22 protein-coding genes and 1 pseudogene are annotated in these 24,243 nt (G+C 64.6%); 1 reads left to right on the top strand and 22 read right to left on the bottom strand.

The genetic code is table 11. From position 1 onward, the window contains the following. From CF68_RS28680 to CF68_RS28590, 19 genes and pseudogenes are all read right to left on the bottom strand, one after another. Nucleotides 1-526, bottom strand: a pseudogene (locus CF68_RS28680) (primosomal protein N'); the annotation flags it as partial. Between the two features lie 524 nt (nucleotides 527-1,050). Continuing rightward, on the bottom strand, nucleotides 1,051-2,142 hold the full coding sequence (hemE, locus tag CF68_RS28675; RefSeq protein ID WP_035825626.1) for a uroporphyrinogen decarboxylase: 1,092 nt from the start codon (nucleotides 2,140-2,142) through the stop codon (nucleotides 1,051-1,053). Nucleotides 2,143-2,194: 52 nt separating this feature from the next. Continuing rightward, on the bottom strand, nucleotides 2,195-3,145 hold the full coding sequence (locus CF68_RS28670; protein ID WP_035825610.1) for an alpha/beta hydrolase: 951 nt from the start codon (nucleotides 3,143-3,145) through the stop codon (nucleotides 2,195-2,197). Nucleotides 3,146-3,195: 50 nt separating this feature from the next. Then, entirely contained in the window at nucleotides 3,196-3,636 is a 441-nt protein-coding gene (locus CF68_RS28665) for a CoA-binding protein (protein ID WP_035825608.1), read from the bottom strand. A gap of 694 nt (nucleotides 3,637-4,330) precedes the next feature. Then, on the bottom strand, nucleotides 4,331-4,747 hold the full coding sequence (locus CF68_RS28660; protein WP_013958383.1) for a F0F1 ATP synthase subunit epsilon: 417 nt from the start codon (nucleotides 4,745-4,747) through the stop codon (nucleotides 4,331-4,333). A 142-nt stretch (nucleotides 4,748-4,889) separates the two neighbouring features. After that, nucleotides 4,890-6,293: a F0F1 ATP synthase subunit beta gene (atpD, locus tag CF68_RS28655; protein WP_013958384.1), complete on the bottom strand. Its 1,404-nt coding sequence runs from the start codon at nucleotides 6,291-6,293 to the stop codon at nucleotides 4,890-4,892. Between the two features lie 33 nt (nucleotides 6,294-6,326). Then, complete coding sequence (gene atpG / locus CF68_RS28650) at nucleotides 6,327-7,202, bottom strand: F0F1 ATP synthase subunit gamma (RefSeq protein ID WP_035825606.1); 876 nt, start codon at nucleotides 7,200-7,202, stop codon at nucleotides 6,327-6,329. Between the two features lie 74 nt (nucleotides 7,203-7,276). Continuing rightward, nucleotides 7,277-8,818, bottom strand: a complete 1,542-nt coding sequence (gene atpA, locus CF68_RS28645; protein WP_013958386.1) for a F0F1 ATP synthase subunit alpha — start codon at nucleotides 8,816-8,818, stop codon at nucleotides 7,277-7,279. Between the two features lie 39 nt (nucleotides 8,819-8,857). Continuing rightward, nucleotides 8,858-9,400: a F0F1 ATP synthase subunit delta gene (locus CF68_RS28640; RefSeq protein WP_035825604.1), complete on the bottom strand. Its 543-nt coding sequence runs from the start codon at nucleotides 9,398-9,400 to the stop codon at nucleotides 8,858-8,860. 2 nt (nucleotides 9,401-9,402) lie between these two features. After that, nucleotides 9,403-9,873 (bottom strand): F0F1 ATP synthase subunit B, encoded by a 471-nt coding sequence (locus CF68_RS28635; RefSeq protein ID WP_013958388.1) that lies wholly within the window; start codon nucleotides 9,871-9,873, stop codon nucleotides 9,403-9,405. Nucleotides 9,874-9,971: 98 nt separating this feature from the next. Then, nucleotides 9,972-10,238, bottom strand: coding sequence for a F0F1 ATP synthase subunit C (atpE, locus tag CF68_RS28630; protein WP_013958389.1), 267 nt, complete (start codon nucleotides 10,236-10,238; stop codon nucleotides 9,972-9,974). 53 nt (nucleotides 10,239-10,291) lie between these two features. Beyond that, nucleotides 10,292-11,158 carry a F0F1 ATP synthase subunit A gene (gene atpB, locus CF68_RS28625; RefSeq protein WP_035825623.1) on the bottom strand — a complete coding sequence of 289 codons (867 nt, stop codon included), beginning with the start codon at nucleotides 11,156-11,158 and terminating at the stop codon, nucleotides 10,292-10,294. Nucleotides 11,159-11,402: 244 nt separating this feature from the next. Beyond that, nucleotides 11,403-11,906, bottom strand: coding sequence for an ATP synthase subunit I (locus tag CF68_RS28620; RefSeq protein WP_013958391.1), 504 nt, complete (start codon nucleotides 11,904-11,906; stop codon nucleotides 11,403-11,405). Between the two features lie 357 nt (nucleotides 11,907-12,263). After that, the gene (locus CF68_RS28615; protein WP_035825601.1) at nucleotides 12,264-13,166 is read right to left on the bottom strand and encodes a ParB/RepB/Spo0J family partition protein; all 903 of its coding nucleotides are present in this window, start codon (nucleotides 13,164-13,166) and stop codon (nucleotides 12,264-12,266) included. Nucleotides 13,167-13,180: 14 nt separating this feature from the next. Then, nucleotides 13,181-13,954 (bottom strand): ParA family protein, encoded by a 774-nt coding sequence (locus CF68_RS28610; RefSeq protein ID WP_013958393.1) that lies wholly within the window; start codon nucleotides 13,952-13,954, stop codon nucleotides 13,181-13,183. Nucleotides 13,955-14,038: 84 nt separating this feature from the next. Continuing rightward, nucleotides 14,039-14,740, bottom strand: coding sequence for a 16S rRNA (guanine(527)-N(7))-methyltransferase RsmG (gene rsmG / locus CF68_RS28605; protein ID WP_035825599.1), 702 nt, complete (start codon nucleotides 14,738-14,740; stop codon nucleotides 14,039-14,041). A 21-nt stretch (nucleotides 14,741-14,761) separates the two neighbouring features. Beyond that, entirely contained in the window at nucleotides 14,762-16,720 is a 1,959-nt protein-coding gene (gene mnmG, locus CF68_RS28600; protein WP_035825595.1) for a tRNA uridine-5-carboxymethylaminomethyl(34) synthesis enzyme MnmG, read from the bottom strand. A 211-nt stretch (nucleotides 16,721-16,931) separates the two neighbouring features. Then, entirely contained in the window at nucleotides 16,932-17,804 is an 873-nt protein-coding gene (locus CF68_RS28595; RefSeq protein ID WP_035825592.1) for an N-formylglutamate amidohydrolase, read from the bottom strand. 3 nt (nucleotides 17,805-17,807) lie between these two features. Further along, a complete protein-coding gene (locus CF68_RS28590; RefSeq protein ID WP_035825589.1) occupies nucleotides 17,808-18,803 on the bottom strand; it encodes a tripartite tricarboxylate transporter substrate binding protein BugE in 996 nt (331 codons plus the stop codon). A gap of 155 nt (nucleotides 18,804-18,958) precedes the next feature. On the opposite strand from CF68_RS28590, the gene CF68_RS28585 reads away from it, so the two are divergent. Continuing rightward, entirely contained in the window at nucleotides 18,959-19,894 is a 936-nt protein-coding gene (locus CF68_RS28585) for a LysR substrate-binding domain-containing protein (RefSeq protein ID WP_013958398.1), read from the top strand. A 259-nt stretch (nucleotides 19,895-20,153) separates the two neighbouring features. Here CF68_RS28585 and CF68_RS28580 read toward each other — a convergent pair whose 3' ends face one another. From CF68_RS28580 to CF68_RS28570, 3 genes are read right to left on the bottom strand one after another with little or no spacing between them, the layout of a single operon-like run. Beyond that, nucleotides 20,154-20,897, bottom strand: coding sequence for an ABC transporter ATP-binding protein (locus CF68_RS28580; RefSeq protein ID WP_035825588.1), 744 nt, complete (start codon nucleotides 20,895-20,897; stop codon nucleotides 20,154-20,156). 9 nt (nucleotides 20,898-20,906) lie between these two features. Then, nucleotides 20,907-22,748 (bottom strand): ATP-binding cassette domain-containing protein, encoded by a 1,842-nt coding sequence (locus CF68_RS28575; protein ID WP_051591731.1) that lies wholly within the window; start codon nucleotides 22,746-22,748, stop codon nucleotides 20,907-20,909. A 3-nt stretch (nucleotides 22,749-22,751) separates the two neighbouring features. Further along, entirely contained in the window at nucleotides 22,752-23,804 is a 1,053-nt protein-coding gene (locus CF68_RS28570) for a branched-chain amino acid ABC transporter permease (protein WP_035825587.1), read from the bottom strand. Between the last annotated feature and the right edge of the window lie 439 nt (nucleotides 23,805-24,243).

Below are 24,243 nucleotides of genomic sequence, written 5' to 3'. Positions count from 1 at the left end.
GCTCGGCCAGCGCCTGTGCTAGGGCGCGCACGCTACGTGCGCGTGGCGGCACGGCGGCCAGCAGGGCCTCTGCATGCTCGGGCAACAGGCGGTATTCGTCGGTGCGGGCACGCTGGGCCAGGCCCGGCCAGCCCTCGGCCTCGCGCAAGGCCGGCGGCAAGGCCGGCAGCATCACTTCGCCCAGACGGCGCTGGTAGTAGCGCGCGGCAAAGGCGGCCAGCCCGATCCAGTCGGGCTGCAGCGGCGGCATCCAGTCCAGGCGCTGCGCCACCGGGCGCAGCCGGTCGGCGGGCACATCGGAGCTGTCGGCGTATGCCACCGCCACGCCGACCATGCTGCGGCGGCCGAACGGCACCACCACCAGGTCACCCGGGGCGACCTCGGGCGTGGCGAGGTAGTCGAAGCAGTCGTCGGCGGGGGTGTCCAGCGCGACCCGGATGACTGGCTGGGCGGCGGCGGACGACATCACGGCGCCCATCGCCGTGCTGTCCTCAACCAGTGGGAGCGCGCCGCTAGCTCGCGCCATGCGGCCCTTCCTGGTGCACCGCCTTTGCGCAACCTTTGTGCAACGGGCGGCTGGCGTAATAAGAGTGGAAATCTAGTGTGCGGCGCAACATCAACTTAAAGTAAAACTTCAAATGTGGCCCTAAGTCGATGATAGATGACTGGTTTTCCACTAATTCCACCGCCCCTGTGGATAACTTTGTTGAAAAGTCGCACCGGCTGGCCGGGAAGCCCCGCGAAACAAGGGATCCACCGGCATCGGGCCTTCCTTTGCAATTCTTCCAAATCCTTAAAAATCAAGGGCTTGCAAAGATCCCCCGGATAGGTTAGGGAATAACCCTGTCCCGCACTGCGGCAAACCTATCGGTGTGCATAAGTCAAGTGCCGCCAGTCAAGGCCGAGCACCTTTTTGGCGAATGCTGGCGAAAAAGTTAACTTGACAGGGTCCGGCGGCGCGGCGCCCGCAGCACTGGGTACGCTGGCGCGCCGGCACGCTGCAGCGCAGGGCGCCGCAGCAGCAGCCAGGCCGACCGCATACTGTCACCGTCACTTCTGCTCAGCGCGCAGCTGGCGGCTGTGGCGATGCACTTCGTCCACCAGCACCGAGACGTTCTCCGGCGGCGTGAACTGCGAAATGCCGTGGCCCAGGTTGAATACGTGACCATCACTGCCCCCGGCGGCGGCATAGCTGTCCAGCACGCCGCGCACCTGCTCGCGGATCGCGGCCTCGGGGGCGAACAGCACGGTCGGGTCGATATTGCCCTGCAGCGCCACGCGCCCGCAGGTGCGGCGGCGCGCTTCGGCCAGGTTGACGGTCCAGTCCAGCCCGATCGCGTCGGCGCCGGTGTCAGCCAGCGCCTCGAGCCACAGGCCGCCGCCCTTGGTAAAGACGATCGCGGGCACCTGCTGGCCATCGTGCTCGCGCTTCAGGCCGGCCAGCACCCGGCGCATATAGGCCAGCGAGAACGCCTGGTACATGCCGTCGGCAAGCGCCCCGCCCCAGGTGTCGAAAATCATCACGGCCTGCGCGCCGGCTTCGATCTGGGCATTCAGGTATGCCGTCACCGCCTGGGCGTTGATCTCGAGAATGCGGTGCATCAGGTCCGGGCGGCCGTACATCATCGCCTTGACCGTGCGGAAGTCGTCCGAGCCGCCGCCTTCGACCATGTAGCACGCCAGCGTCCAGGGGCTGCCGGAAAAGCCGATCAGCGGCACGCGCTGGCGGCCGTCCTGGACCAGTGCGCGGCGGATCTCGCTCACCGCGTCAAAGACATACTGCAGCGACGCCATGTCCGGCACCGCCAGTTTCTGCACGTCGGCTTCGGTGCGCAGCGGATGGGCAAAGCGCGGGCCCTCGCCCTGCGCGAACGACAGGCCCAGGCCCATCGCGTCGGGCACGGTCAGGATGTCGGAAAAGAGAATCGCCGCGTCCAGCGGATAACGGTCCAGCGGCTGCAGTGTCACTTCCGTGGCGTAGGCCGGGTTCTTCGCCAGCCCGAGGAAACTGCCGGCGCGGGCGCGCGTGGCGTTGTACTCGGGCAGGTAGCGGCCCGCCTGGCGCATCAGCCACAGCGGCGTGTATTCGGTCGGCTGGCGGCGCAGCGCGCGCAGGAAGGTATCGTTCTGCAGTGCGGTCATGGTCATCCTCGTAAGACCGCCATTCTAAGGGATGGCTGCGGCTGGATGCCGCTCAGACGTCGTCGATCATCCCGGTGAAGGCCGCTGCGGCACGCCGCATCCATTCGCGCGCGCGTTCGGCATCGGGCTGCAGCCGTGCGAAGCCGTGGGTCATGCCGCTGGCCTCGATGGTGACCACCGGGGCGTCGTGGCGCACCAGGAAGTCGGCATAGGCCAGGCCGTCGTCGCGCAGCACATCGTGCGCGGCCACCATCAGCACGGTGGCGGGCGGACGCACTGGCGGCGCGGCCATCAGGTGCACGCGGGGGTCGGGATGGGCGGCGCCCTGCGCCAGGGCCTCGGCGCCGATGAACTGGGTCCAGAACCAGGCCATCTCGTCACGCGTCAGGCCAGGACCGTCGGCAAAGGCGCGGTAGCTTTCGGTGCTGAGCACCGGCGCCGTCACGGGATAGATCAGCAGCTGCGCATCGACCCGCGCCGCGCCGCCGCTGTTGAGTTGCTGCGCTGCCTGCGCCGCCAGGTGGCCGCCGGCGCTGTCACCCGCCACGGCCAGGAAGTCGGTCGCCAGCCCGAGTGCCTGGCGTTGACCGGTGAACCACTGCACGGCCTCGGCAGCATCGTCGCAGGGAGCAGGGAACGCGTGCTCGGGGGCGAGGCGGTAGTCGACGCTGGCCACCGCGCAGCCCGTGTCGGCCGCCAGCAAGGCGGCAACCGTATGGTGCGTCTGCGCCGAGCCGATCACCCAGCCGCCACCGTGGAAGTAGACCACCAGCCGCGGCGCGGTCTTGCCGGCCGGGCGGAACAGCCTGGCGCCCAGCGTGCGGCCAGCGAGCGCAAGCTCCAGGTCCTGCACCGTGATGCCTGGCGGATCCGGCAACAGCGACACCGCCGCAATCTCGGCGAAACGGGCCCGCTGCGCCGGAATGTCGGCCGGCGCGGGCGCATTGGCGTAACGCTCCGCCAGGCGGCGGTAATAGGCAAGCAGTTGCGGATCGATGGCCATGGTTGGCGGCTGAAGGGAAAGCGGAAAGTAGAAGCGGTGCCTGACGGGAATCAGTCCAGCCCGAGCTGGTGCGTCAGCTCGACCTTGCTGCAGCAATCCTGCACCGCCAGCAGGCCGGCATCGGAAGCGCGGCGCACTGCCTGGTCGTTGACGATGCCCAACTGCAGCCAGACACCCTGTGCGCCAACGGCGATGGCCTCATCGACCACGCCGGGCGTTTCCTCGGCACGGCGGAAGATGTCGACCCACGCGATGGGGCTGCCTGCTGCCGCGGCAGCGTCGGCGGCTTCGCGCAGCGTGGCGTGGCAGGTCTCGCCCAGAATGCGTTCGCCGGCATGACGCGGATTGACCGGCACGATCCGGAAGCCGTGGTCCTGCAGGAATTCCGCAACCTCATGGCTGGGACGCTCCCGGCGGTCGGACAGGCCGACCACGGCCACGGTCTTCATCGCCAGCATGGCTTGTATGGCTTGCTGCATCTCAGGGCGCATCGCGTCTCCGGGTGGACAAGGGCGGGCCCGCGGACATGCAAAAACGCAACGCGAAGGCCTCAGGCGTCCTGAATCGTAACCGGAATTGTCACGCAGAGATTGGTGGGGGAGCGAACACGTAAATCGCGTCATTAAAGATAATGCAACGGCACCTTTCTGCGGTTAACGTGACGTGAACGCGTGAAAATATGCCGAACACGCCAGATCCCGGCACCTCTGGCTTTCAACTTCTTGCAAAACGATACATTTTGTTACTGCCATGCCGGGGAGTTTCCCCCACAATGCATTGACACACCCGCTGTCCGCGGCGTGTGGCGCCCCAGTGAATAAGGCTGTTCAGACTTAAAGGGGCGTGGTGAAGAAAGCCTTTTTGAAGCAGTAACCGATTTTCCGATCCAGCAGATCGCCGCTGGACCGGAGCACCAGGTAGACCGTTGCAGCGCGTGGCCTTTGCGGCCTCTGGTCGGATATTGGATATCCGTTGCGCCTTGATTGTCGGCCTGGACCGAACCCGTTCCTTCGAATTGACCCCTCGAAGGGATTTTCCCGTCCGCGCGGAGCCTCCCCGGCCCGCGCGCTTTTTTTTGTCCAGGCAGGACAAAAGCATATCGCCACGCCCAAAAAAAGGCAGCCATGGGCTGCCTTTTTTCATTGTCGCGCCAGAAAAACAACAGCGCGACAACCGACTAATTGCTTACTTCTTACGACGCAGGCGGGCGATGGCAGCCAGTTGGGCAGCCGCCACGGCGAGCTCGCTCTGAGCGCGCGCCAGATCCAGATCGCTGCTCTGGTTCTGCATCAGCTCTTCGGCAGCACGCTTGGCTTCCCGCGCCTTGGCTTCGTCCAGGTCGCCACCGCGGATAGCGGTGTCGGCCAGCACGGTGACGTGCTTGGGCTGGACTTCGAGAATGCCGCCGGCAACGAACACGAACTCTTCGCTGCCGTCTTCCTTCTCGATCCGCACCGCACCCGGCTGGATGCGCGTGATCAGCGGCGTGTGACCCGGCAGAATGCCCAGTTCACCCGACTCGCCCGGCAGCGCCACGAACTTCGCCTGGCCGGAGAAGATCGACGTTTCCGCGCTGACGACGTCTACAAGAATGGTTGCCATATCAGATCCTTTCTCCTGAAAGCTTTGGCTTCCCGTTTCCGGGAAGCAAGTATTTCGCCTTCGTGCCAGGCGCGGCCGCCGCAGACCGTAGATTAACTACGGCAAGGCAGCCGCAACGACGCATGAAGGCGAAAGACGCCGCTTACTGGAGCTTCTTGGCCTTTTCGAAGGCTTCGTCGATCGAGCCGACCATGTAGAACGCCTGCTCGGGCAGGTGATCGCACTCGCCATCCACCAGCATCTTGAAACCACGGATGGTTTCCTTCAGCGGCACGTACTTGCCCGGCGAACCCGTGAACACTTCGGCCACGTGGAACGGCTGCGACAGGAAACGCTGGATCTTACGAGCGCGGTTCACGGCCATCTTGTCTTCCGGCGACAGTTCGTCCATGCCCAGAATCGCGATGATGTCGCGCAGTTCCTTGTAACGCTGCAGGGTCTGCTGTACGGCGCGCGCAACGTTGTAGTGCTCCTGGCCAACCACTTGCGGGTCCATCTGACGCGAGGTCGAGTCGAGCGGGTCCACTGCGGGGTAGATACCGAGAGCGGCAATGTCACGCGACAGCACCAGGGTCGAGTCCAGGTGCAGGAAGGTGGTAGCCGGCGACGGGTCGGTCAAGTCATCCGCAGGCACGTAGACGGCCTGGATCGACGTAATCGAGCCAGTCTTGGTCGACGTAATACGCTCCTGCAGCTTGCCCATTTCTTCAGCCAGCGTCGGCTGGTAGCCCACGGCGGAAGGCATACGGCCCAGCAGTGCCGACACTTCGGTACCAGCCAGCGTGTAGCGGTAGATGTTGTCGACGAAGAACAGGATGTCACGGCCCTCGTCGCGGAACTTCTCGGCCATGGTCAGGCCGGAAAGTGCCACGCGCAGACGGTTGCCCGGCGGCTCGTTCATCTGGCCGAACACCATGGCCACCTTGTCGAGCACGTTCGAGTCCTTCATTTCGTGGTAGAAGTCGTTCCCTTCACGGGTACGCTCGCCCACGCCGGCGAACACCGACAGACCGCTGTGCTGCTTGGCGATGTTGTTGATGAGCTCCATCATGTTGACGGTCTTGCCCACGCCTGCGCCACCAAACAGACCCACCTTGCCGCCCTTGGCGAACGGGCAAATCAGGTCGATCACCTTGATGCCGGTTTCGAGCAGGTCGGTGGAAGGCGACAGTTCGTCGAACTTCGGCGCCTTCTGGTGAATCGCGCGCCGCTCGTCGGAAGCGATCGGGCCAGCTTCGTCGATGGGGCGACCCAGGACATCCATAATGCGGCCCAGCGTGCCTTGACCCACCGGCACCGAGATCGGCGCGCCGGTGCTCTTCACCGGCATGCCGCGACGCAGGCCGTCCGACGAACCGAGGGCAATGGTACGGACCACGCCGTCACCCAACTGCTGCTGGACTTCGAACGTCAGGCCCTTTTCGGCGAACGACGTTTCGCCGCTGTCTTCCAGCACCAGCGCGTCGTACACCTTCGGCATCGCGTCGCGCGGGAACTCGATGTCCACCACGGCGCCGATGCACTGCACAATATTTCCGATACTCATTTCGTATCTCCGATAGCTTGAATTCTTAACGCCTCAGACCGCTGCCGCACCGCTGACGATCTCTGACAATTCCTTGGTGATCGCTGCCTGCCGGGTCTTGTTGTAGTCCAGCTGCAGTTCGCCGATCACGTTCTTGGCATTGTCGGATGCCGCCTTCATAGCCACCATGCGCGCCGACTGTTCGGACGCCATGTTCTCGGCCACGGCCTGGTACACCAGCGCCTCGACGTAGCGAACCAGCAGCTCTTCCACCACGGTCTGCGCGTCAGGCTCGTAGATGTAGTCCCACGAGTAGGCGCGCTTCTCTTCTTCCGTCTGCGACAGCTTGTCGGCGGCGAGCGGCAGCAGTTGCTCAACCATCGGTTCCTGCTTCATCGTGTTGATGAACTTGGTGTACGCGATGTACACCGCATCGACTTCACCATTGGTGAATGCGTCGAGCTGGACCTTGATCGCGCCGATCAGCTTTTCCAGGTGCGGGGTGTCGCCGAGCTGCACCACATTCGAGGCCACCTTGGCGCCGATGCGGCTCAGGAACTGCATGCCCTTGCTGCCGATGGCAGTGGCTTGCACATCCACGCCGCGACCCTGCAGGCTCTTCAGCTCGTTGGTCACCGCACGCAGCACGTTCGTGTTCAGACCGCCGCACAGCCCCTTGTCGGTCGTGACCACGATCATGCCGACGCGCTTGACTTCGCGCTCCTGCATGAACGGGTGCTTGAACTCGGGGTTGGCCGAAGCCAGGTGCGCCGCGATGTTACGCACTTTCTCGGCATAGGGACGGGCATTGCGCATCCGTTCCTGCGCCTTGCGCATCTTGGATGCGGCGACCATCTCCATCGCCTTGGTGATCTTGCGCGTGTTCTGCACGCTCTTAATCTTGGTTCGAATCTCTTTCGTTCCGGCCATACTTTCCTCTCCGTCCGAACCAGCGCCGCGCCGGCGTTAGCCAGGCGCGGCGGCGGTATCGGAGAATTGCGCGGTTAGAACGCGGCGGACTTCTTGAAATCCTCGATCGCGGCACGCAGGGCGGGTTCATCTTCCTTCGAGAGCTGCTTGGTCTCTTCGATACGGTTGATGAGGTCGGCGTACTTGGTCTTCAGATGGTCGTGCAGGCCCTTCTCGAACGGCAGAATGTCCTTCACTTCCACGTTGTCGAGGAAGCCGTTGTTGGCGGCGAACAGCGACGCGGCCAGCTGCCACACCTGCTGCGGCTGGTATTGCGGCTGCTTGAGCAGCTCGGTCACGCGGCGGCCGCGCTCCAGCTGCTTGCGGGTGGCATCGTCCAGGTCCGAAGCGAACTGCGCGAAAGCAGCCAGTTCACGGTACTGGGCGAGGTCGGTACGGATACCACCGGCCAGGTTCTTCACCACCTTGGTCTGGGCAGCACCACCCACGCGCGACACCGAAATACCGGCATTGATGGCGGGACGGACACCGGCGTTGAACAGGTCGGTTTCCAGGAAGATCTGGCCGTCGGTAATCGAAATCACGTTGGTCGGCACGAACGCGGACACGTCGCCGGCCTGCGTTTCGATCACCGGCAGCGCGGTCAGCGAACCGGTCTTGCCCTTGACGGCGCCGTTGGTGAACTTCTCGACGTACTCGGCGTTCACGCGCGCGGCACGCTCCAGCAGGCGCGAGTGCAGGTAGAACACGTCGCCCGGGTACGCTTCACGGCCCGGCGGGCGGCGCAGCAGCAGCGACACCTGGCGGTAGGCCCAGGCTTGCTTGGTCAGGTCGTCATAGACGATCAGCGCGTCTTCGCCGCGGTCGCGGAAGTACTCGCCCATGGTGCAGCCGGCGTAGGCAGCCAGGTACTGCATGGCGGCCGAGTCCGAAGCGGCGGCGGCCACGACGACGGTGTATTCCATCGCGCCGTGCTCTTCCAGCTTGCGCACCACGTTGGCGATCGTCGAAGCCTTCTGGCCAATGGCGACGTACACGCAGTACATGCCCTTGCCCTTCTGGTTGATGATCGCGTCGACAGCCACGGCGGTCTTGCCGGTCTGGCGGTCGCCAATGATCAGCTCACGCTGGCCACGGCCGATCGGCACCATCGAGTCGATCGACTTCAGGCCGGTCTGCACCGGCTGGCTCACCGACTGACGCGCGATCACGCCCGGGGCGACCTTCTCGATCACGTCCGTTTCCTTGGCGTTGATCGGGCCCTTGCCGTCGATCGGCTGGCCCAGCGTGTTGACCACGCGGCCCAGCAGTTCCTTGCCCACCGGCACTTCCAGAATGCGGCCGGTGCACTTGACCGTGTCGCCTTCGGAAATGTGTTCGTAGTCACCCAGCACCACGGCGCCGACCGAGTCGCGCTCGAGGTTCAGCGCGAGGCCGAAGGTGTTGCCGGGGAATTCCAGCATCTCGCCCTGCATCACGCCGGACAGGCCGTGCACGCGGCAGATGCCATCGGTCACGGAAATCACCGTGCCGGTGTTGCGCACTTCAGCTTCAGCGCCAAGGCCCGAGATGCGGGTCTTGATCAGCTCGCTGATTTCTGAGGGGTTCAGTTGCATCACAATGCTCCTAATTCTTCAATCCGTCGGCCGGTGCGGTCAGGCGGTCAGCGTGGCTTGCATGGCAGCCAGGCGCGTACGCACGGAGGTGTCGAGCACTTCGTCGCCGACCTTGACGCTCACGCCGCCGATCAGGGACGGGTCCACCGCCACCTTCGCGTACAGCTTGCGGCCGAACTTGCGTTCGAGTGCAGCGACCAGGTCGTTCAACTGCGAACCTTCCAGCGGGAATGCGCTGGTGATCTCGACATCCGACGACCCTTCGCGGGCGTTCTTGAGCACATGGAACTGCTCGGCGATTTCCGGCATCACCGTCAGGCGGCCGTTATCCACCAGCAGCTTGACGAAGCGGCGAGCCTCGTCATTCAGCGGGGACTTCAGCACCGACAGGAACAGTTCGGCCAGCTTCTCGCCGGGAACGTTCGGATCGCCGGCTACCGCCTTCATGTCGGGATTGGCAGCAACCTGCCCCATCTCCGACACCAGCTCGGACCATGCACCCAGATTGCCTGCGCTCGATTCGCTGGCGACGCGGAACAGCGCCTCAGCGTAGGGACGGGCAATGGTTGCGGTTTCAGCCATGATTAGAGCTCAGCCTTGAGTTGATTGAGCAGGTCGGTGTGGACCTGCGCGTTCACTTCACGCTTGAGGATCTGCTCGGCACCCTTGACGGCCAGCACGGCAACCTGGTCACGCAGTTCTTCGCGTGCACGGGTAACCTGCTGGTCTGCTTCGGCCTTGGCCTGGGCAATGATGCGTGCGGCTTCTGCCTGGGCGTTTTGCTTGATCTCGTCCGCCGTCAGCTGGGCGCGCTTCTCGGCGTCAGCGACGCGTTGTGCACCCTCGGTGCGGGCTTCGGCCATAGCCTGGTCCACACGCTTGTTGGCGAGTTCGAGCTCGGCCTTGCCCTTCTCGGCAGCGGCGAGGCCATCGGCGATCTTCTTTGCGCGTTCGTCGAGCGCCTTCACCAGCGGCGGCCAAATGAATTTGGCAACAACCCACCACAGGATGAAGAACACGACCATCTGCGCAAAAAACGTTGCGTTCAGATTCATGGTGTGTTCCTTTCGGTAATCAAACTACAGATAAATGCGCAAGGGCGGCCAGGCTAGTGGCCCGCGCCGCCCGTCAGCATCATGCAGACCGAAAAGAATTACTTGATGACAGCCAGCAGCGGGTTGGCGAAGGCGAACAGCATTGCAACACCCACGCCGATCAGGAATGCAGCGTCGATCAGGCCAGCCAGCAGGAACATCTTGGTTTGCAGCGGGTTCATCAGCTCAGGCTGACGTGCGCAGGCTTCGATGTACTTGCCACCCATCAGGGCGATACCCAGGCAGGCGCCGATAGCGCCCAGGCCGATGATGATGCCGATACCGATGGCGGTCAGACCTTGGATGTTGGCGAGAAATGCTTGCATGATGACTCCTTTAATTTAGAGAGACTTAGAACCAAAAAACCAAAAACCGGAAATCAGTGGTGATCGTGAGCCTGGCCGATATACACCAGCGTCAGCATCATGAAAATGAAGGCCTGGAGCAGGACGATCAGGATGTGGAAGATCGCCCATACCGTGCCGGCCACCACGTGGCCGACAAAGCCCAGCGCGGACAGGTCGGCGCTGAACGTCCAGATGGAACCCAGCAGCGCGATCAGCAGGAACACGAGTTCGCCGGCGTACATGTTGCCGAACAACCGCATGCCGAGCGAAACGGCCTTGGCCAGGAATTCAATCAGGTTCAGGACCAGGTTGAACGGGGCCAGGTACCACTTGGCGCCGAACGGGGCCGAGAACAGTTCGTGCATGAAGCCGCCCGTACCCTTGATCTTGAAGCTGTAGTAGATCATCAGGACCAGCACCGAGCACGACATGCCCAGCGTGCCGTTCAGGTCGGCCGTGGCCACTGCGCGGTGGTGGGGAAGGTGAATGTGGAAGACGCCGAGCAGGCTGTTCAGGCCGGTGACCCAGTCGACCGGAATCAGGTCGATCGCGTTCATCATGGTGATCCAGCAGAACACCATCAGCGCCAGCGGAGCAATCCACGAACGGTCGCCGTGGATGATGCCCTTGGCCTGGTCGTCGACCATCTCGACGATCATCTCGACGAAGGCCTGGAAGCGGCCCGGCACGCCGGCAGTGACGCGGCGCGCGGCAGCGTACAGGAACAGCACGGCGATGGCGCCGCACAGCACGGACCAGAACACCGTGTCGTAGTTGAGCACGGAGAAATCGACCACCGACGCTTGCTTGCCGCCGACCGAGTTCAAGTTCTGCAAGTGTTCGGCGATATAGCCGGAGGGTGTCAGCGCGTGTTCGGCGCCTTGGGTAGCATCAGACATGTCGATACGAACGGTATATTGCGAAATCTTCAGGCCGCGCGCCGCCACTGTCTGGCAAACGCCCGGTACGCAACTTGCATTGCCTTCGGCGGATTCGCCGGTCACCGCAATGCAAGCGGGGTCCAACCTTGGCCGTGTCCGATGTCACTGCGATGAAACCCGCGGTGAAACCGTCACGGAAAACTCTTGATATTCCGTTTCGGTGCCCCACCTCCGGGTGAAGCACCGTTTTCGAGCGGCTGGCCTAGCGCATCGCCAGGGCCACCACCCAATATGTCTTTAGCGCCAGCAGGAACGTGACCAGCATCGGCACCCAGCGCAGATCCCGGTACAGCACCACGACCAGCACCAGCAGTGCCACGGTGCCGAAGACCTTGATCGCCTCACCCAGCACCAGCCCGCCGACCGACGCCCGGTCGCGCGCCAGCCACAGGCGCAAGGCGAAGAATCCGCTCGGCACGAAGCACACCATGCCGCCGAACAGCGCCGACCACCCATACGGCCCCGCCTCTTTCGCGAACAGCGCCCAGCACAGTGCCGACAGCAGGGAAACCACCACCTGCGCCAGGACAACCTTGCCCGGGGTCATGCGCGAAGGGCGCAACGCACGCTCGCCAAACAGCGTCACCGCCTCGGCATGCGACAGCGGATCGACAGCCTCTTCCTCACGTTCTGCGCCTTCTTTCCAGTCGTCCCAGTCATCTTCCTGACGGGACCCGGCGCCTCGCTGCTGACGGTCTTGAACCACTACCTGCCTGCCTCATTCCAGGCCGGAACTTTTCGGCCCGACCAGAATTCAAACCGCACGATTTTAAGGGGAACTACTGATTCGCGTCAATCCGCTTACATTTACCTTGCAATGCGTTGTGCACAACGGTTGCCATCACGATGGCATGATGGCCGCGCAAAAATTGCGCAGCAATGATGTTTGACGTAATTGGATTGCACAGCGAACCCTGTGCATGATGAGGGATTACCGGGCACGCCGTACGTATACCTGCCCTTGGAACGACCACTGCAGCGTACACGCAACAGTCATCGCCGCAATGTCCGCTAATCGCACCGAATTGCGCACGCGAAGTTACGTGCGCCTTCGCATCTTGCCTCAGGCAACCTTCTGCTTTTCAGTGGATTCACGCAGGCGCACGAGCACGCCTTCCAGCGCGTCGTTGTCGCTGAAGTGGATGGTGAGCTGGCCCTTGCCGCGCGCGCCCAGCTTGATCTGTACCGCCAGGCCCAGCGCATCGGACAATTCTTCTTCCAGCCGTGCCACGTCGCGCACGTTGTTGGCGCCCTTCTGCTTGAGCGACTTCAGGTCGAACGGCTTGAGCGTGGACGCCACCAGCTTCTCGGTCTCGCGCACCGACAGCCGCTTGTTCACGATCTGGTTGGCCAGCGTGATCTGGTTGGCGCCGTCCACCGCCAGCAGCGCGCGCGCGTGGCCCATGTCGAGGTCGCCCGCCATCAGCATGGTCTGCACCGGCGCGGCCAGGTTCAGCAGGCGCAGCAGGTTCGACACCGCGCTGCGCGAACGGCCGACCGACTCGGCCGCCTGCTCATGCGTGAAACTGAACTCGCGGATCAGGCGCATGATGCCCTGCGCTTCTTCCAGCGGGTTCAGGTCTTCGCGCTGGATGTTCTCGATCAGCGCCATCGCGGCCGCGGCTTCATCGGCCACGTCCTTCACCAGCACCGGCACCTTGTCCAGGCCGGCGAGCTTGGACGCGCGGAAGCGCCGCTCGCCCGCGATGATTTCATAGCGGTCCGGCTCGGCCACGCGGCGCACCAGGATCGGCTGCATCAGGCCCTGCGCGCGGATGCTGGCGGCCAGCTCCTGCAGCGCGCCTTCATCCATGCGCGTGCGCGGCTGGTACTTGCCCGGCTGCAGCTGGCTCAGGCGCAGCACCGTGGGTGCACCCTCCTGCTTCACCGATTCAACGATTTCGGCCGGCCCGCCCAGCAACGCTTCGAGGCCGCGGCCCAGGCCCTTTTTCTTTGCAGTGCTCATGCTTGCCCTCTCCTTCAGCCCAGCTGCCTGACGCGCGCGATCATCTCGGCGCCGAAATCCAGGTACGCTTTTGCGCCCTTCGATGACGGATCGAACGCCACGCCCGGCATGCCATAGGACGGCGCCTCGGCCAGGCGCACATTGCGCGGAATCAGGGTCTTGAAGACCTTTTCACCGAAGTGCGATTCCAGCTGCGCCGACACCTGCTGCTGCAGCGTGACGCGCGGATCGAACATGACGCGCAGCAGGCCGATCACCTGCAGGTCGCGGTTCAGGTTGGCGTGCACCTGCTTGATGGTGTTGACCAGGTCCGACAGCCCTTCCAGCGCGAAGTACTCGCACTGCATCGGCACGATCACGCCGTGCGCGGCACACAGGCCGTTCAGCGTCAGCAGCGACAGCGACGGCGGGCAGTCGATCAGCACGAAGTCATACTCGTCATTGACCTCTTCGATGGCCTGCCTGAGGCGGCGCTCGCGCTGGTCCAGCTCGACCAGCTCCACTTCCGCGCCGGCCAGTTCGCGGTTGGCGGGCAGCACGTCGTACCTGCCGGTCTCGGAACGCTGGCGCGCCTGCTTGATGCTGGCCAGGCCCACCAGCACCTGGTACACGCTGTGCTCCAGCGCCTGTTTGTCGATGCCCGAACCCATCGAGGCATTGCCCTGCGGGTCCAGGTCGACCAGCAGCACGCGCTGGTCCTGCGCGGCCAGGCCGGCGGCGAGGTTCACCGTGGTGGTGGTCTTGCCTACCCCGCCCTTCTGGTTTGCGATCACGAATACCTTGGCCATAAGCTACTGAGGCTCCTGCTTCAATTCATCCGGCCAGCGCGGGGCTGGCAGTTCGTGGCGCTGCACGCAGCGCCACGGCGTACGTCATGCGTTGGCGCTTGCGCGCCGCGACAGCACCACCAGGTGGCGCTCGGCATCCAGCCCGGGCACGGTGATGCGGGACACCGCATCGACCTGCCATTGCGCCATCAGCCCGGCAGCTTCCATGCGGTCCAGCTCGGCCTGTGGATAAACACCCTTCATGGCGATCAGCTTGCCGTGCGGTGCGAGGAGCTGGCCCGACAGGTTCACGAAGTCAGTCAGCTCGGCAAACGCGCGCGAGGTGATCACGGCAAAGCCATCGTCGTCGTCCAGCTTCTCTACCGGCCCCCAATGCGCCGCGGCATTGGAAAGCCCGAGTTGCGCACGGCACTGGGTCAGGAAGGCGGTCTTCTTCTGCACGATGTCCACCATCAGCACCGACACGTCGGGACAGGCGATGGCCAGCGGCAGGCCGGGCATGCCGCCGCCCGAGCCCACGTCCAATACCCTGCCCCGCGCCGGCGTGCCTACCTCTGCGGCGCGCGCGGCTTCGGCCAGTGCCGGCACGGCGGCAAGCGAGTCCAGCATGTGATGCGTAAGCATCTCATCGGGGTGGCGGATTGCGGTCAGGTTGTAGACGCCGTTCCACTTGCGCAGCAGCGCCAGGTAGGCAAACAAGGTGTCGATCTGGGCCGGCGCCAGCGTCAGCCCGATCTCGGCCAGGCCGGCTTCAAGGCGACGACGCTGCGTGGCGTCGTCGGTCATGGTGTGTCGCGGACCGGGCACTCAGGCGGCCTCTTCGGAGTTGCCGGAAGGTGCGCCCGACTCAGCGCGCATGCGCCCCAGCCCCTTCTTCTTCAGGTGCACCAGCAGCAGCGAGATCGCGGCCGGCGTCACGCCGGAAATGCGCGAGGCCTGGCCCAGCGTTTCCGGACGATGCTGGTTCAGCTTCTGACTGACCTCGAAGCCCAGGCCACGCACTTCGGTGTAGTCCAGCCCTTCCGGCAGGCGGGTCGACTCATTGGCTTCCAGCTTGTCGACCTCGGCCGCCTGGCGGGCGATATAGCCGTGGTACTTGATGCCGATCTCGATCTGCTCGCGGATCTGCTCCGCCAGCATCGGCTCGGCGTCCAGCGGCGTTTCCGGGGCATGGCGGCCGCCCTGCAGCGCCATCAGTGCTTCATAGCGGACTTCGGGCCGGCGCAGCAGGTCGGCCAGGCTGTACTCGCGCTCGATCGGCTTGCCCAGCAGCGGCATGGCATCTTCGGCCGGCAGCATGGCCGGGTTGACCCATGTGCTCTTCAGGCGCTCTGTTTCACGTGAAACAGCGTCGCGCTTGCGGTTGAAGGCATCCCAGCGTGCATCGTCGACCACGCCCAGTTCACGGCCGACCTCAGTCAGGCGCATATCGGCATTGTCTTCTCGCAGGCTCAGGCGGAATTCCGCGCGGCTGGTGAACATGCGATACGGCTCGGTCACACCGCGGGTAATCAGGTCGTCGACCAGCACGCCCAGGTAGGCCTGGTCACGGCGCGGCGTCCACGCATCGCGTTCGCGCACATAGCAGCCAGCGTTGATGCCGGCCAGCAGGCCCTGCGCGGCGGCTTCTTCATAGCCGGTGGTGCCATTGATCTGCCCCGCAAAGAACAGGCCGCGGATCGCCTTGCTCTCCAGCGATGCCTTCAGCCCGCGCGGATCGAAGTAGTCATACTCGATCGCATAGCCGGGGCGCAGGATATGCGCGTTCTCCATCCCGCGGATCGAGTGCACCAGGTCCAGCTGCACGTCGAACGGCAGGCTGGTCGAGATCCCGTTGGGGTAGAACTCGTTGGTGGTCAGGCCTTCGGGTTCCAGGAAGATCTGGTGGCTTTCCTTGCTGGCAAAGCGATGGATCTTGTCCTCGATGCTCGGGCAGTAGCGCGGCCCTACCCCTTCGATCACGCCGGTGTACATCGGCGAGCGGTCCAGCCCGCCGCGGATGATGTCGTGGGTATGGCTGTTGGTATGGGTGATCCAGCATGGCAGCTGTTGCGGGTGCTGCTCCGGACGGCCCAGAAAGGAGAACACCGGTACCGGATCCAGGTCGCCAGGCTGCTCTTCCATCACCGAGAAATCGATGGTGCGGCCGTCAATACGCGGCGGCGTGCCTGTCTTCAGGCGGCCTTGCGGCAGCTTCAGGTCCTTCAGGCGCGCCGACAGCGACACCGCTGCCGGGTCGCCGGCGCGGCCGCCGGTGTAGTTGTCCAGCCCGACGTGGATCTTGCCGTCCAGGAAGGTGCCGGCGGTCAGCACCACCGCGCGGGCGCGGAAGGCGATGCCGACCTGCGTCATAGCGCCGACTACGCGGTCGCCCTCCACCATCAGGTCGTCCACGGCCTGCTGGAACAGCATCAGGTTCGGCTGGTTCTCCAGCCTCGTACGGATCGCCTTGCGGTACAGCACGCGGTCCGCCTGGGCGCGCGTGGCGCGTACCGCCGGGCCCTTGCTGGAGTTGAGGATGCGGAACTGGATGCCGGACTCGTCCGTGGCTGCGGCCATGGCACCGCCCAAGGCGTCCACTTCCTTGACCAGGTGCCCCTTGCCGATGCCCCCGATGGACGGGTTGCAGCTCATCTGGCCCAGCGTCTCGATGTTGTGAGTCAGCAGCAGCGTCTGGCAGCCCATACGGGCCGCGGCGAGTGCAGCTTCAGTGCCGGCATGGCCACCGCCGACGACGATGACATCGAATTCTTTTGGGTAAAGCATGGGACACCTCCTCCGGGAGGCTGGCGGGAAAATACGGGAATGCGAAATTATAGCGGCAATCGACAAGCCGCTTTCCGACGGTAACCATGTTTCACGTGAAACATGGCGTTGGCGATACCCGGCGAGTCGCTTGAAAGCGACGTTATGTTCCACGTGAAACAAAAAGGCCGGGCACAGGGCCGGGCCGGATGTTTCACGTGGAACAAGCGCCTCAGAGTTGCGCGCGGATGTAGCCCGCAACCTGCTCGGTCAGCTTGCCAAGATCGCGCTGCAAGGTGGTGAACCCGGCATTGCGCTCGCGTGTCACCTCGTCCATATACAGCGGCCGCCGAATCTCAATCTGCAGGCTATTGCGCCGCTCGGCCGGCCGGCCGATCTGTGCGATCAGCTGCACGCCCTTGTATGGGTCGTTGCGCGCCACCGTGTAGCCCATGCCGCGCAGTTCCCGTTCGACCAGGTCGACCAGCCCCGGCTCGCAGGTGGTGCCGTCCCGGTCGCCCAGCACAAAGTCCGCCAGCGGGTCTGGGCTGTCGATCTTGAGCCGCTCGTAGGCGTTATTGGGCATGGAGTGCAGGTTCAGGTGCCAGAGCGCGCCAAAGCGCTGGTAGGCGCTCTCCACGGCCTCGGCCAGCGCCGCATGGTACGGCCGGTAGTAGCCGTCGATACGGCCCTGCACTTCCGCTACGGACAGGCGCCGGTCATAGATCGGCGTGCTGGCATCGATCCGGCTCCAGATCAGGCCGTAGCCCAGTTGCGTCTTCGGCCCTGGGGCCAGCGCTGTCGACCAGGCGCCGTCGAGCTGGGCCGGATCGATATCGTCGGCCATCCGGTTCGGGTCGATATAGACGCGCGGGAAAGTCGCCGCCAGCAGCGTACCGCCTGCTGCGGGCACGGCCTCCCACAGAGCGTCGACGTGTGTGTCCTCGCCCCCGCGCAGGCGCGCGGCAGGGATCGCCGCGCCGAAGTCGGCCGGGTAGGCGGTGCCGCTGTGCGGCGAGTCGCACACCAGCGGTAGCACCTCCCCTTCCGGCAGGCGCACAATGACCGGCGGCAGCGCGGCGGCCAGGTGATTCGCTTCAGCCATGTGTCAGTCCAGTTGGATGTTGGCGGCCTTGGCAACGCGGGCATAGCGCGCCATGGCCTGCTGGATCTGGGCCTTGAACTGCTCCGGCGTGGTCGGCACCAATGTGCCGCCGGACTCTTCCACCTTGCGCTTGAATTCAGGGTTCTGCATGGCCTTGTGGATGGCCTGGTTCAGCCTTGCCACGATGGCGGGCGGCGTGCCCGCGGGCGCGACGATGCCGAACCAACCGCCGTCGCCCATCTCCTTGTAGCCCAGTTCCGCATAGGTGGGCACGTTTGGCAACTGCGGCGAGCGCGTGGCGCCAAGCACCGCCAGGGCGCGCAGGCGGCCCGACTTCACGTGAGGCAGCGCGGAAGCCAGGTTGTCCGAGATGGCATTGACCTGCCCCGCCACCGCATCATTGAGCCCAAGGCCGGCGCCCTTGTACGGCACATGCAGCAGCTCGATCTTCGCCAGCATCTGGAAGTTCTCAAGGTTTACGTGGCCGAGGGTCCCTGTGCCCGGCGAGGCAACCGAATACTTGCCCGGATTGGCCTTGGCCAGGGCAATGAATTCCTGCATGGTTTTCGCCGGCACGCTCGGGTGCACCGTGAATACGCTTGGCATCGACACCACGTTGGTGACCGGGGCAAAGTCCTTGATCGGGTCGTACTTGAGCTTCGGGTATACAGCGGGGTTAGAGCCGTGCGTGCTGACCGTGGCCATGCCGATGGTGTAGCCATCCGGCGCGGCGTTGGCCACCTGCTCCATGCCCACCGAGCCGCCGGCGCCACCCTTGTTCTCGACCACGATCGTCTGGCCCAGCTCGCGGCCGGCAAACTCGGCCACCAGGCGCGCCGACAGGTCAGTGGAGCCGCCTGCCGCAAACGGCACGATCAGGCGGATCGGGCGCGTCGGGTAGTTGCCTTGCGCGAAGGCGCTGCCGGCAAAGGCCAGCGTGGCCGCGGCAGCGGTGCCGGACAGCAGCAGCTGGCGGCGGGATATCCGAGCTCGGATCATGGGGTTTCTCCTGTTGGTTTTGTGCATGAACCGGGCGAGTGTCAGCCGTTTACCGGCTGTGCACAAACGACTATATTGCACGTTTGCATTACCAAAGATCATTCTTGCGGCGTCCGCTCCGGAAGTTAACTTCCCCCGGCCCCGCCCTCCCCGCCATGCGGCTGCATTCCCCATCGATGTCCGAACTGCACGCCTTTGCCGCCGCGGCACGGCTGGGCAGCTTCACGCGCGCAGCCGACGAGCTGTGCGTGACGCAAGGTGCTGTCAGCCGCGCCATTGCACGGCTGGAAGCGCACTTCGCCCAGCCGCTGCTGCAACGCAATGCGCACCGCCTGATGCTGACCGATGCCGGCCAGCAATTGCTCGATGCCGTGGCCGAGCCGTTGGCCGCGATCGAGCACGCCAGCGCCGCCTTGCGCGCCGGCGACCGCCGGCACCACCTGACACTATCGATCGTGCCCACGCTGGCCAGCGTCTGGCTGGTGCCGCGCCTGCCGGACTTCCACCGCCGCCATCCGGAAATCCGGCTGGACTTCGTCCCGTACCAGCGCGACGAGGACCTCTCCGGCCCGTCACCGGACGCCGCCATCCTGGCCGGTGAAGCCAGCAAGTGGCCGAGCCTGCAGGTCGACTACGTGGTGGGACGTGAAATGGTGCCGGTCTGCCATCCGGACCGCGCGCGGGCACGGCGCGAGGCCGGCCGCTGGCAGTCTCCCGCGGAGTTGCTGGACGAGCCCCTGCTCTACCACACCACCGCGCCGGCGAACTGGCAAAACTGGCTGCAGGCCGCCGGCGTACCCAACGCTGCGCCAAGGTTATCCACAGCGTTCGACCAGGTCTCGATCCTGATCCAGGCGGTGCGCGCCGACATGGGCGTCGCCGTGCTGCAGCGGTGCCTGGTACGCGACGAAATTGCCGCCGGACGCGTAACGGCGCCGTTTGACCTGCCAATTTCGCTGCAACGGGGCTATTTCCTGTGTGCGCCGAAGGAACGGCGCGATCATCCGGCGCTGACCTGCTTCCGGGATTGGCTGCTGGAGACCGCAGCGAAAGATACAGGCAGCGGCGCCAATACTTTATTCACCAGATGACTTGCAGAACAAAAATTCTGCAAAAGTGCATTCATCCCACAGATAAAATTCCGCAAATTATTATCTGCATGGATGTTATTCCGTAAATTGGATTGGCAAAAATCATTCCAATAGATATTGGCGTACCTACATCAGCGCACCGGTGCCGACACCCGTCCGAAGCGCCTCGGAATTGGGTTATCCCCAAAGTTATTCACACCACCAATAGAAAAGGGCCTGCATCCGCAGGCCCTCATTCCTCTGGCGAAAACCGAGCGGATCAAGCCGCCTTTTTTGCCAATCCAAGATATGTTTCGATCACCTTCGGATTCGCCGCCAACTCGTCGGCCGGCCCTTCCATCGCCATATCGCCAGTCTCGATCACATAGCCGTAGTCCGCCACCTGCAGCGCGGCGCGTGCGTTCTGCTCGATCAGCAGCGTGGCCACGCCGGTCTGGCGCAGGTTGCTGATGATGTGGAAGATCTCCTTCACGATCAGCGGTGCCAGGCCAAGGCTGGGCTCGTCCAGCATCAGCAACTGCGGCTTTGCCATCAGCGCGCGGCCCACCGCAAGCATCTGGCGCTCGCCACCGGAGAGCGTGCCGGCGTCCTGGCGGGCGCGCTCGCGCAGGCGCGGGAACTGGTCGTAGACCACGTCCATCTGGTCCAGGTAGTTCTTCTCGCCGGCGCGCTTGCGGCGGAAGGCCCCCAGCTGCAGGTTGTCCTCCACCGTCATCGACGCGAACAGCTCGCGCTTCTCCGGGACCAGGCACATGCCGCGCGCAACGCGCCCCTCCACCGGAATGCCGGCCATGTCGTGGCCGAGGTAGCTCACCGAACCGGTCGACGACCCCGTCACCGGCAGCGCACCCATGATCGCATTGAGCATGGTCGACTTGCCGGCGCCATTGGGGCCGATCACCGTGACGATCTTGCCGGCCTCCACCTTCAGGTTGGCGCCGTGCACCGCTTCCACCTTGCCGTAGCGGACGTGGAGGTCCTTCACTTCGAGAATCAGGCTCATGTCCGGTCCTTACTCCACGCCACCCAGATAGGCTTCCAGCACCGCGGGGTTCTTCTGCACTTCCTCAGGCACGCCCTCGGCAATGCGCGTGCCGAATTCCATCACCACCAGCCGGTCGGTCAGGTTCATCACGAAGTCCATGTCGTGCTCGACCAGCAGCACGCTCATGCCCTCGCCCTTGAGCTTGCGCAGCAGCTCGGCCAGCGCCTGCTTCTCCTTGTAGCGCAGACCCGCTGCCGGCTCGTCCAGCAACAGCAGCGCCGGGTCGCAGCACAGTGCACGCGCGATTTCAAGAATCCGCTGCTGGCCCAGCGCGAGGCTGCCGGCTTCCATATACATGCAATCGGCCAGGCCCACGCGATCAAGCTGGCGCTTCGCTTCGAACAGCAGCTTCTCTTCCTCGGCCTTGTTCATGCGCAGGATCGCGGCCGAGACGCCGCCCTGTGCGCGGAAATCGCCACGCAGGTGCGCGCCGATGGCCACGTTCTCCAGCACCGTCATGGTCGGCAGCAGGTGCACGTGCTGGAAAGTGCGGCCGATGCCGCGCTTGACGATCTCGCGCGACGGCAGGCCCGATATCACTTCACCACGGTAACGCACCTCCCCGCGCGTGACCGGCAGCACGCCCGTCACCAGGTTGAAGGTGGTGGACTTGCCGGCACCATTGGGACCGATCAGCCCGATGATCTCGCCCGCGCGCACCTGGAAGCTGACATCGTTCACCGCTACCAGCCCGCCGAACTCCTTGCGCGCAGCGCGCACATCCAGGATCAGTTCGCCGGCGTCGGGCTTCTGGCGCACGGCCAGGGCCTCGGCCTGCGCCGGCGCCAGTACCGGCGGACCCGAAGGAACCAGACGCCGCAGGAACGGCCAGATGCCATCGCGCGCGTATTGCAGCAGCAATACCAGCAGCACGCCGAAGACGATGATCTCGAAGTTGCCGTTGGCACCGAGCAACTTGGGCAGCACGCCCTGCAGCACATCCTTCAGGATGGTCAGGATGCCCGCGCCCAGCACCGCGCCCCACACATGGCCCACGCCGCCGACCACGGCCATGAACAGGTACTCGATACCGTAGTTCAGGCCAAACGGCGTCGGGTTCACCGCGCGCTGCAGGTGCGCGTACAGGAAGCCCGACACGCACGCCAGCACTGCCGCCACCACGAAGATCACCACCTTCATCCACGCGGTGTTCACACCCATGGCCTCGGCCATCACGCCGCCGCCCTTGAGCGCGCGGATGGCGCGGCCCGGGCGCGAGTTCAGCAGGTTCTGCATCGCCAGCACGGCCAGCAGCACTACCGCCCAGATCAGGTAGAACATCGAGCGGCCCGACTGCAGTTCGATGCCGAAGAACGACAGCACCGGGATCCCGTTCAGGCCGTCATACTTGCCCAGGAACTCCAGGTTGCCGAACAGGAAGAACAGCGACAGGCCCCAGGCAATGGTCGCCAGCGGCAGGTAGTGGCCAGACATGCGCATCGTGATCAGCCCGATCACATAGGCCGATGCCATCGTGATCACCAGCCCCACCAGCAGCCCGAACCACGGCGACAGCCCGAACTGCGTGGTCAGGTACGCAGTGCTGTATGCGCCCAGCCCCACGAACGCCGCCTGCCCGAACGAGGTCATGCCGCCCACCCCGGTCAGCAGCACCAGCCCGATCGCGACGATGCTGTACAGGCCGATGTAATTGCCCAGCGTGATCCAGAACTCCGGCGTCGGCAGCGCCGGCAGCAACACCAGCACCACAATGAAAGCCAGCACCAGGACCCGGTTGCGGTTCAGCCGCGCACGGCTGCCTGCCTCGGCACTGGTCACCGCCGCCTGCTTGTCGGTCAGCATGGTCATGGCTTATTCCTCCTCCTCGACATGCTTGCTCGTCAGCGAGCGCCACAGCAGCACCGGAATGATCAGTGTGAAGACGATGACCTCCTTGAACGCGCTGGCCCAGAAGGACGAATAGGATTCGAGCAGCCCCACCAGCAGCGCACCCAGCGCCGCCACGGGGTAGCTCACCAGCCCGCCGACGATGGCGCCGACAAAGCCCTTCAGGCCCACCAGGAAGCCCGACTCGTAGTACACAGTGGTCAGCGGCGCGATCAGGATGCCGCACAGCGCACCCATTGCCGCGGCCAGCGTGAACGACAGCCGCCCCGCCTGCGTGGTGCCGATGCCGACCAGGCGCGCACCCAGCCGGTTCACCGCGGTCGCGCGCAGCGCCTTGCCCTGCAGCGTGCGCTCGAAATAGAAGTACAGCGCGCCGATCAGCAGCGCCGACACGCCCACGATCCACAGGCTCTGGCCCGAGATGCTGAGCGCCCCCACGTCGAAGCGCGCGTCCGAGAACGCATTGGTGCGCGAGCCCTCCGCGCCGAACATCACCAGGCCCAGCCCCACCAGCGCAAAGTGCACGCCGACCGAGACGATCAGCAGCACCAGCGTGCTGGCTTCGGCCGGCGGCTGGTAGGCGAGCCGGTACAACATCGGCCCCAGCGGGATGATGATCAGCAGCGTCAGCGCGATCTGCGCCAGCATCGGCAGCGGCTGCGCGCCATACTGCTGCGCCAGCCAGTGCACCGCGAGCGGGAATACCAGGTACTTGCCGGCCAGCACCGCCAGCCGCTGGCCCAGCGTGCGGCGCAACTCGGCGCTGCGCAGCACCGTGACGGTTTCATAGACGAAGGTCAGCGCCCCCATCGCCAGCAGCAGCCAGCTGGTCTGCGGCGCGTGCCCGGCCTGCATCGCCGCCAGCGTCAGCGCGCCGTAGGCAACAAACTCCCCTTGCGGGATGAAGATGACCCGGGTCACCGAGAACACCAGCACCAGGGCCAGTGCCAGCAGCGCGTAGATCGCGCCCGAGGTGATGCCGTCCTGGGCCAGGATGGCAGCGATTGATAAGTCCATTGTCTCCCCGTCTCTTGGAAATACCTGCCTGCATCATATGGGGGCTGACAGGGTGCTGTGTGCTTCGGGATTTACGCAATAGTAAACGGATTGCCTAATGTGGAAATACAGGCAAGCCCTAACGAGAGGTGTGTATGGAGGCGTGGGCGTTTCGCATTGCTATGCGGTTGGAATGTTGCTCTTGGCAGGCGTGGCGCTTCGCCAGCATAGCGGCGCGCTTCGCGCAAGCACCCAATGACCGTCAGCGCATTTTGAGCCCGCGCAGCAGCCGTAGGCGTCCCCGCGATGCCGTCGGCAGCAGGCGGCCTACGCCCTGCATGGGGATCGTTCAATAGTGGGTTAACGCAGGCACTGGCACACACTCACATGGCGTAGCAGGGTCGAACGGGCACCCACGCCCAAACGGCAAGCACCACCGCTCGAACCACCAACGCCGTGC

The sequence above is a fragment of the Cupriavidus sp. SK-4 genome (assembly GCF_000611125.1).
In the GTDB taxonomy this organism is placed as follows: domain Bacteria; phylum Pseudomonadota; class Gammaproteobacteria; order Burkholderiales; family Burkholderiaceae; genus Cupriavidus; species Cupriavidus necator.
The sequence above is the reverse complement of the archived record's forward strand: the minus strand, read 5'-3'. Positions and strand labels throughout refer to the sequence as shown.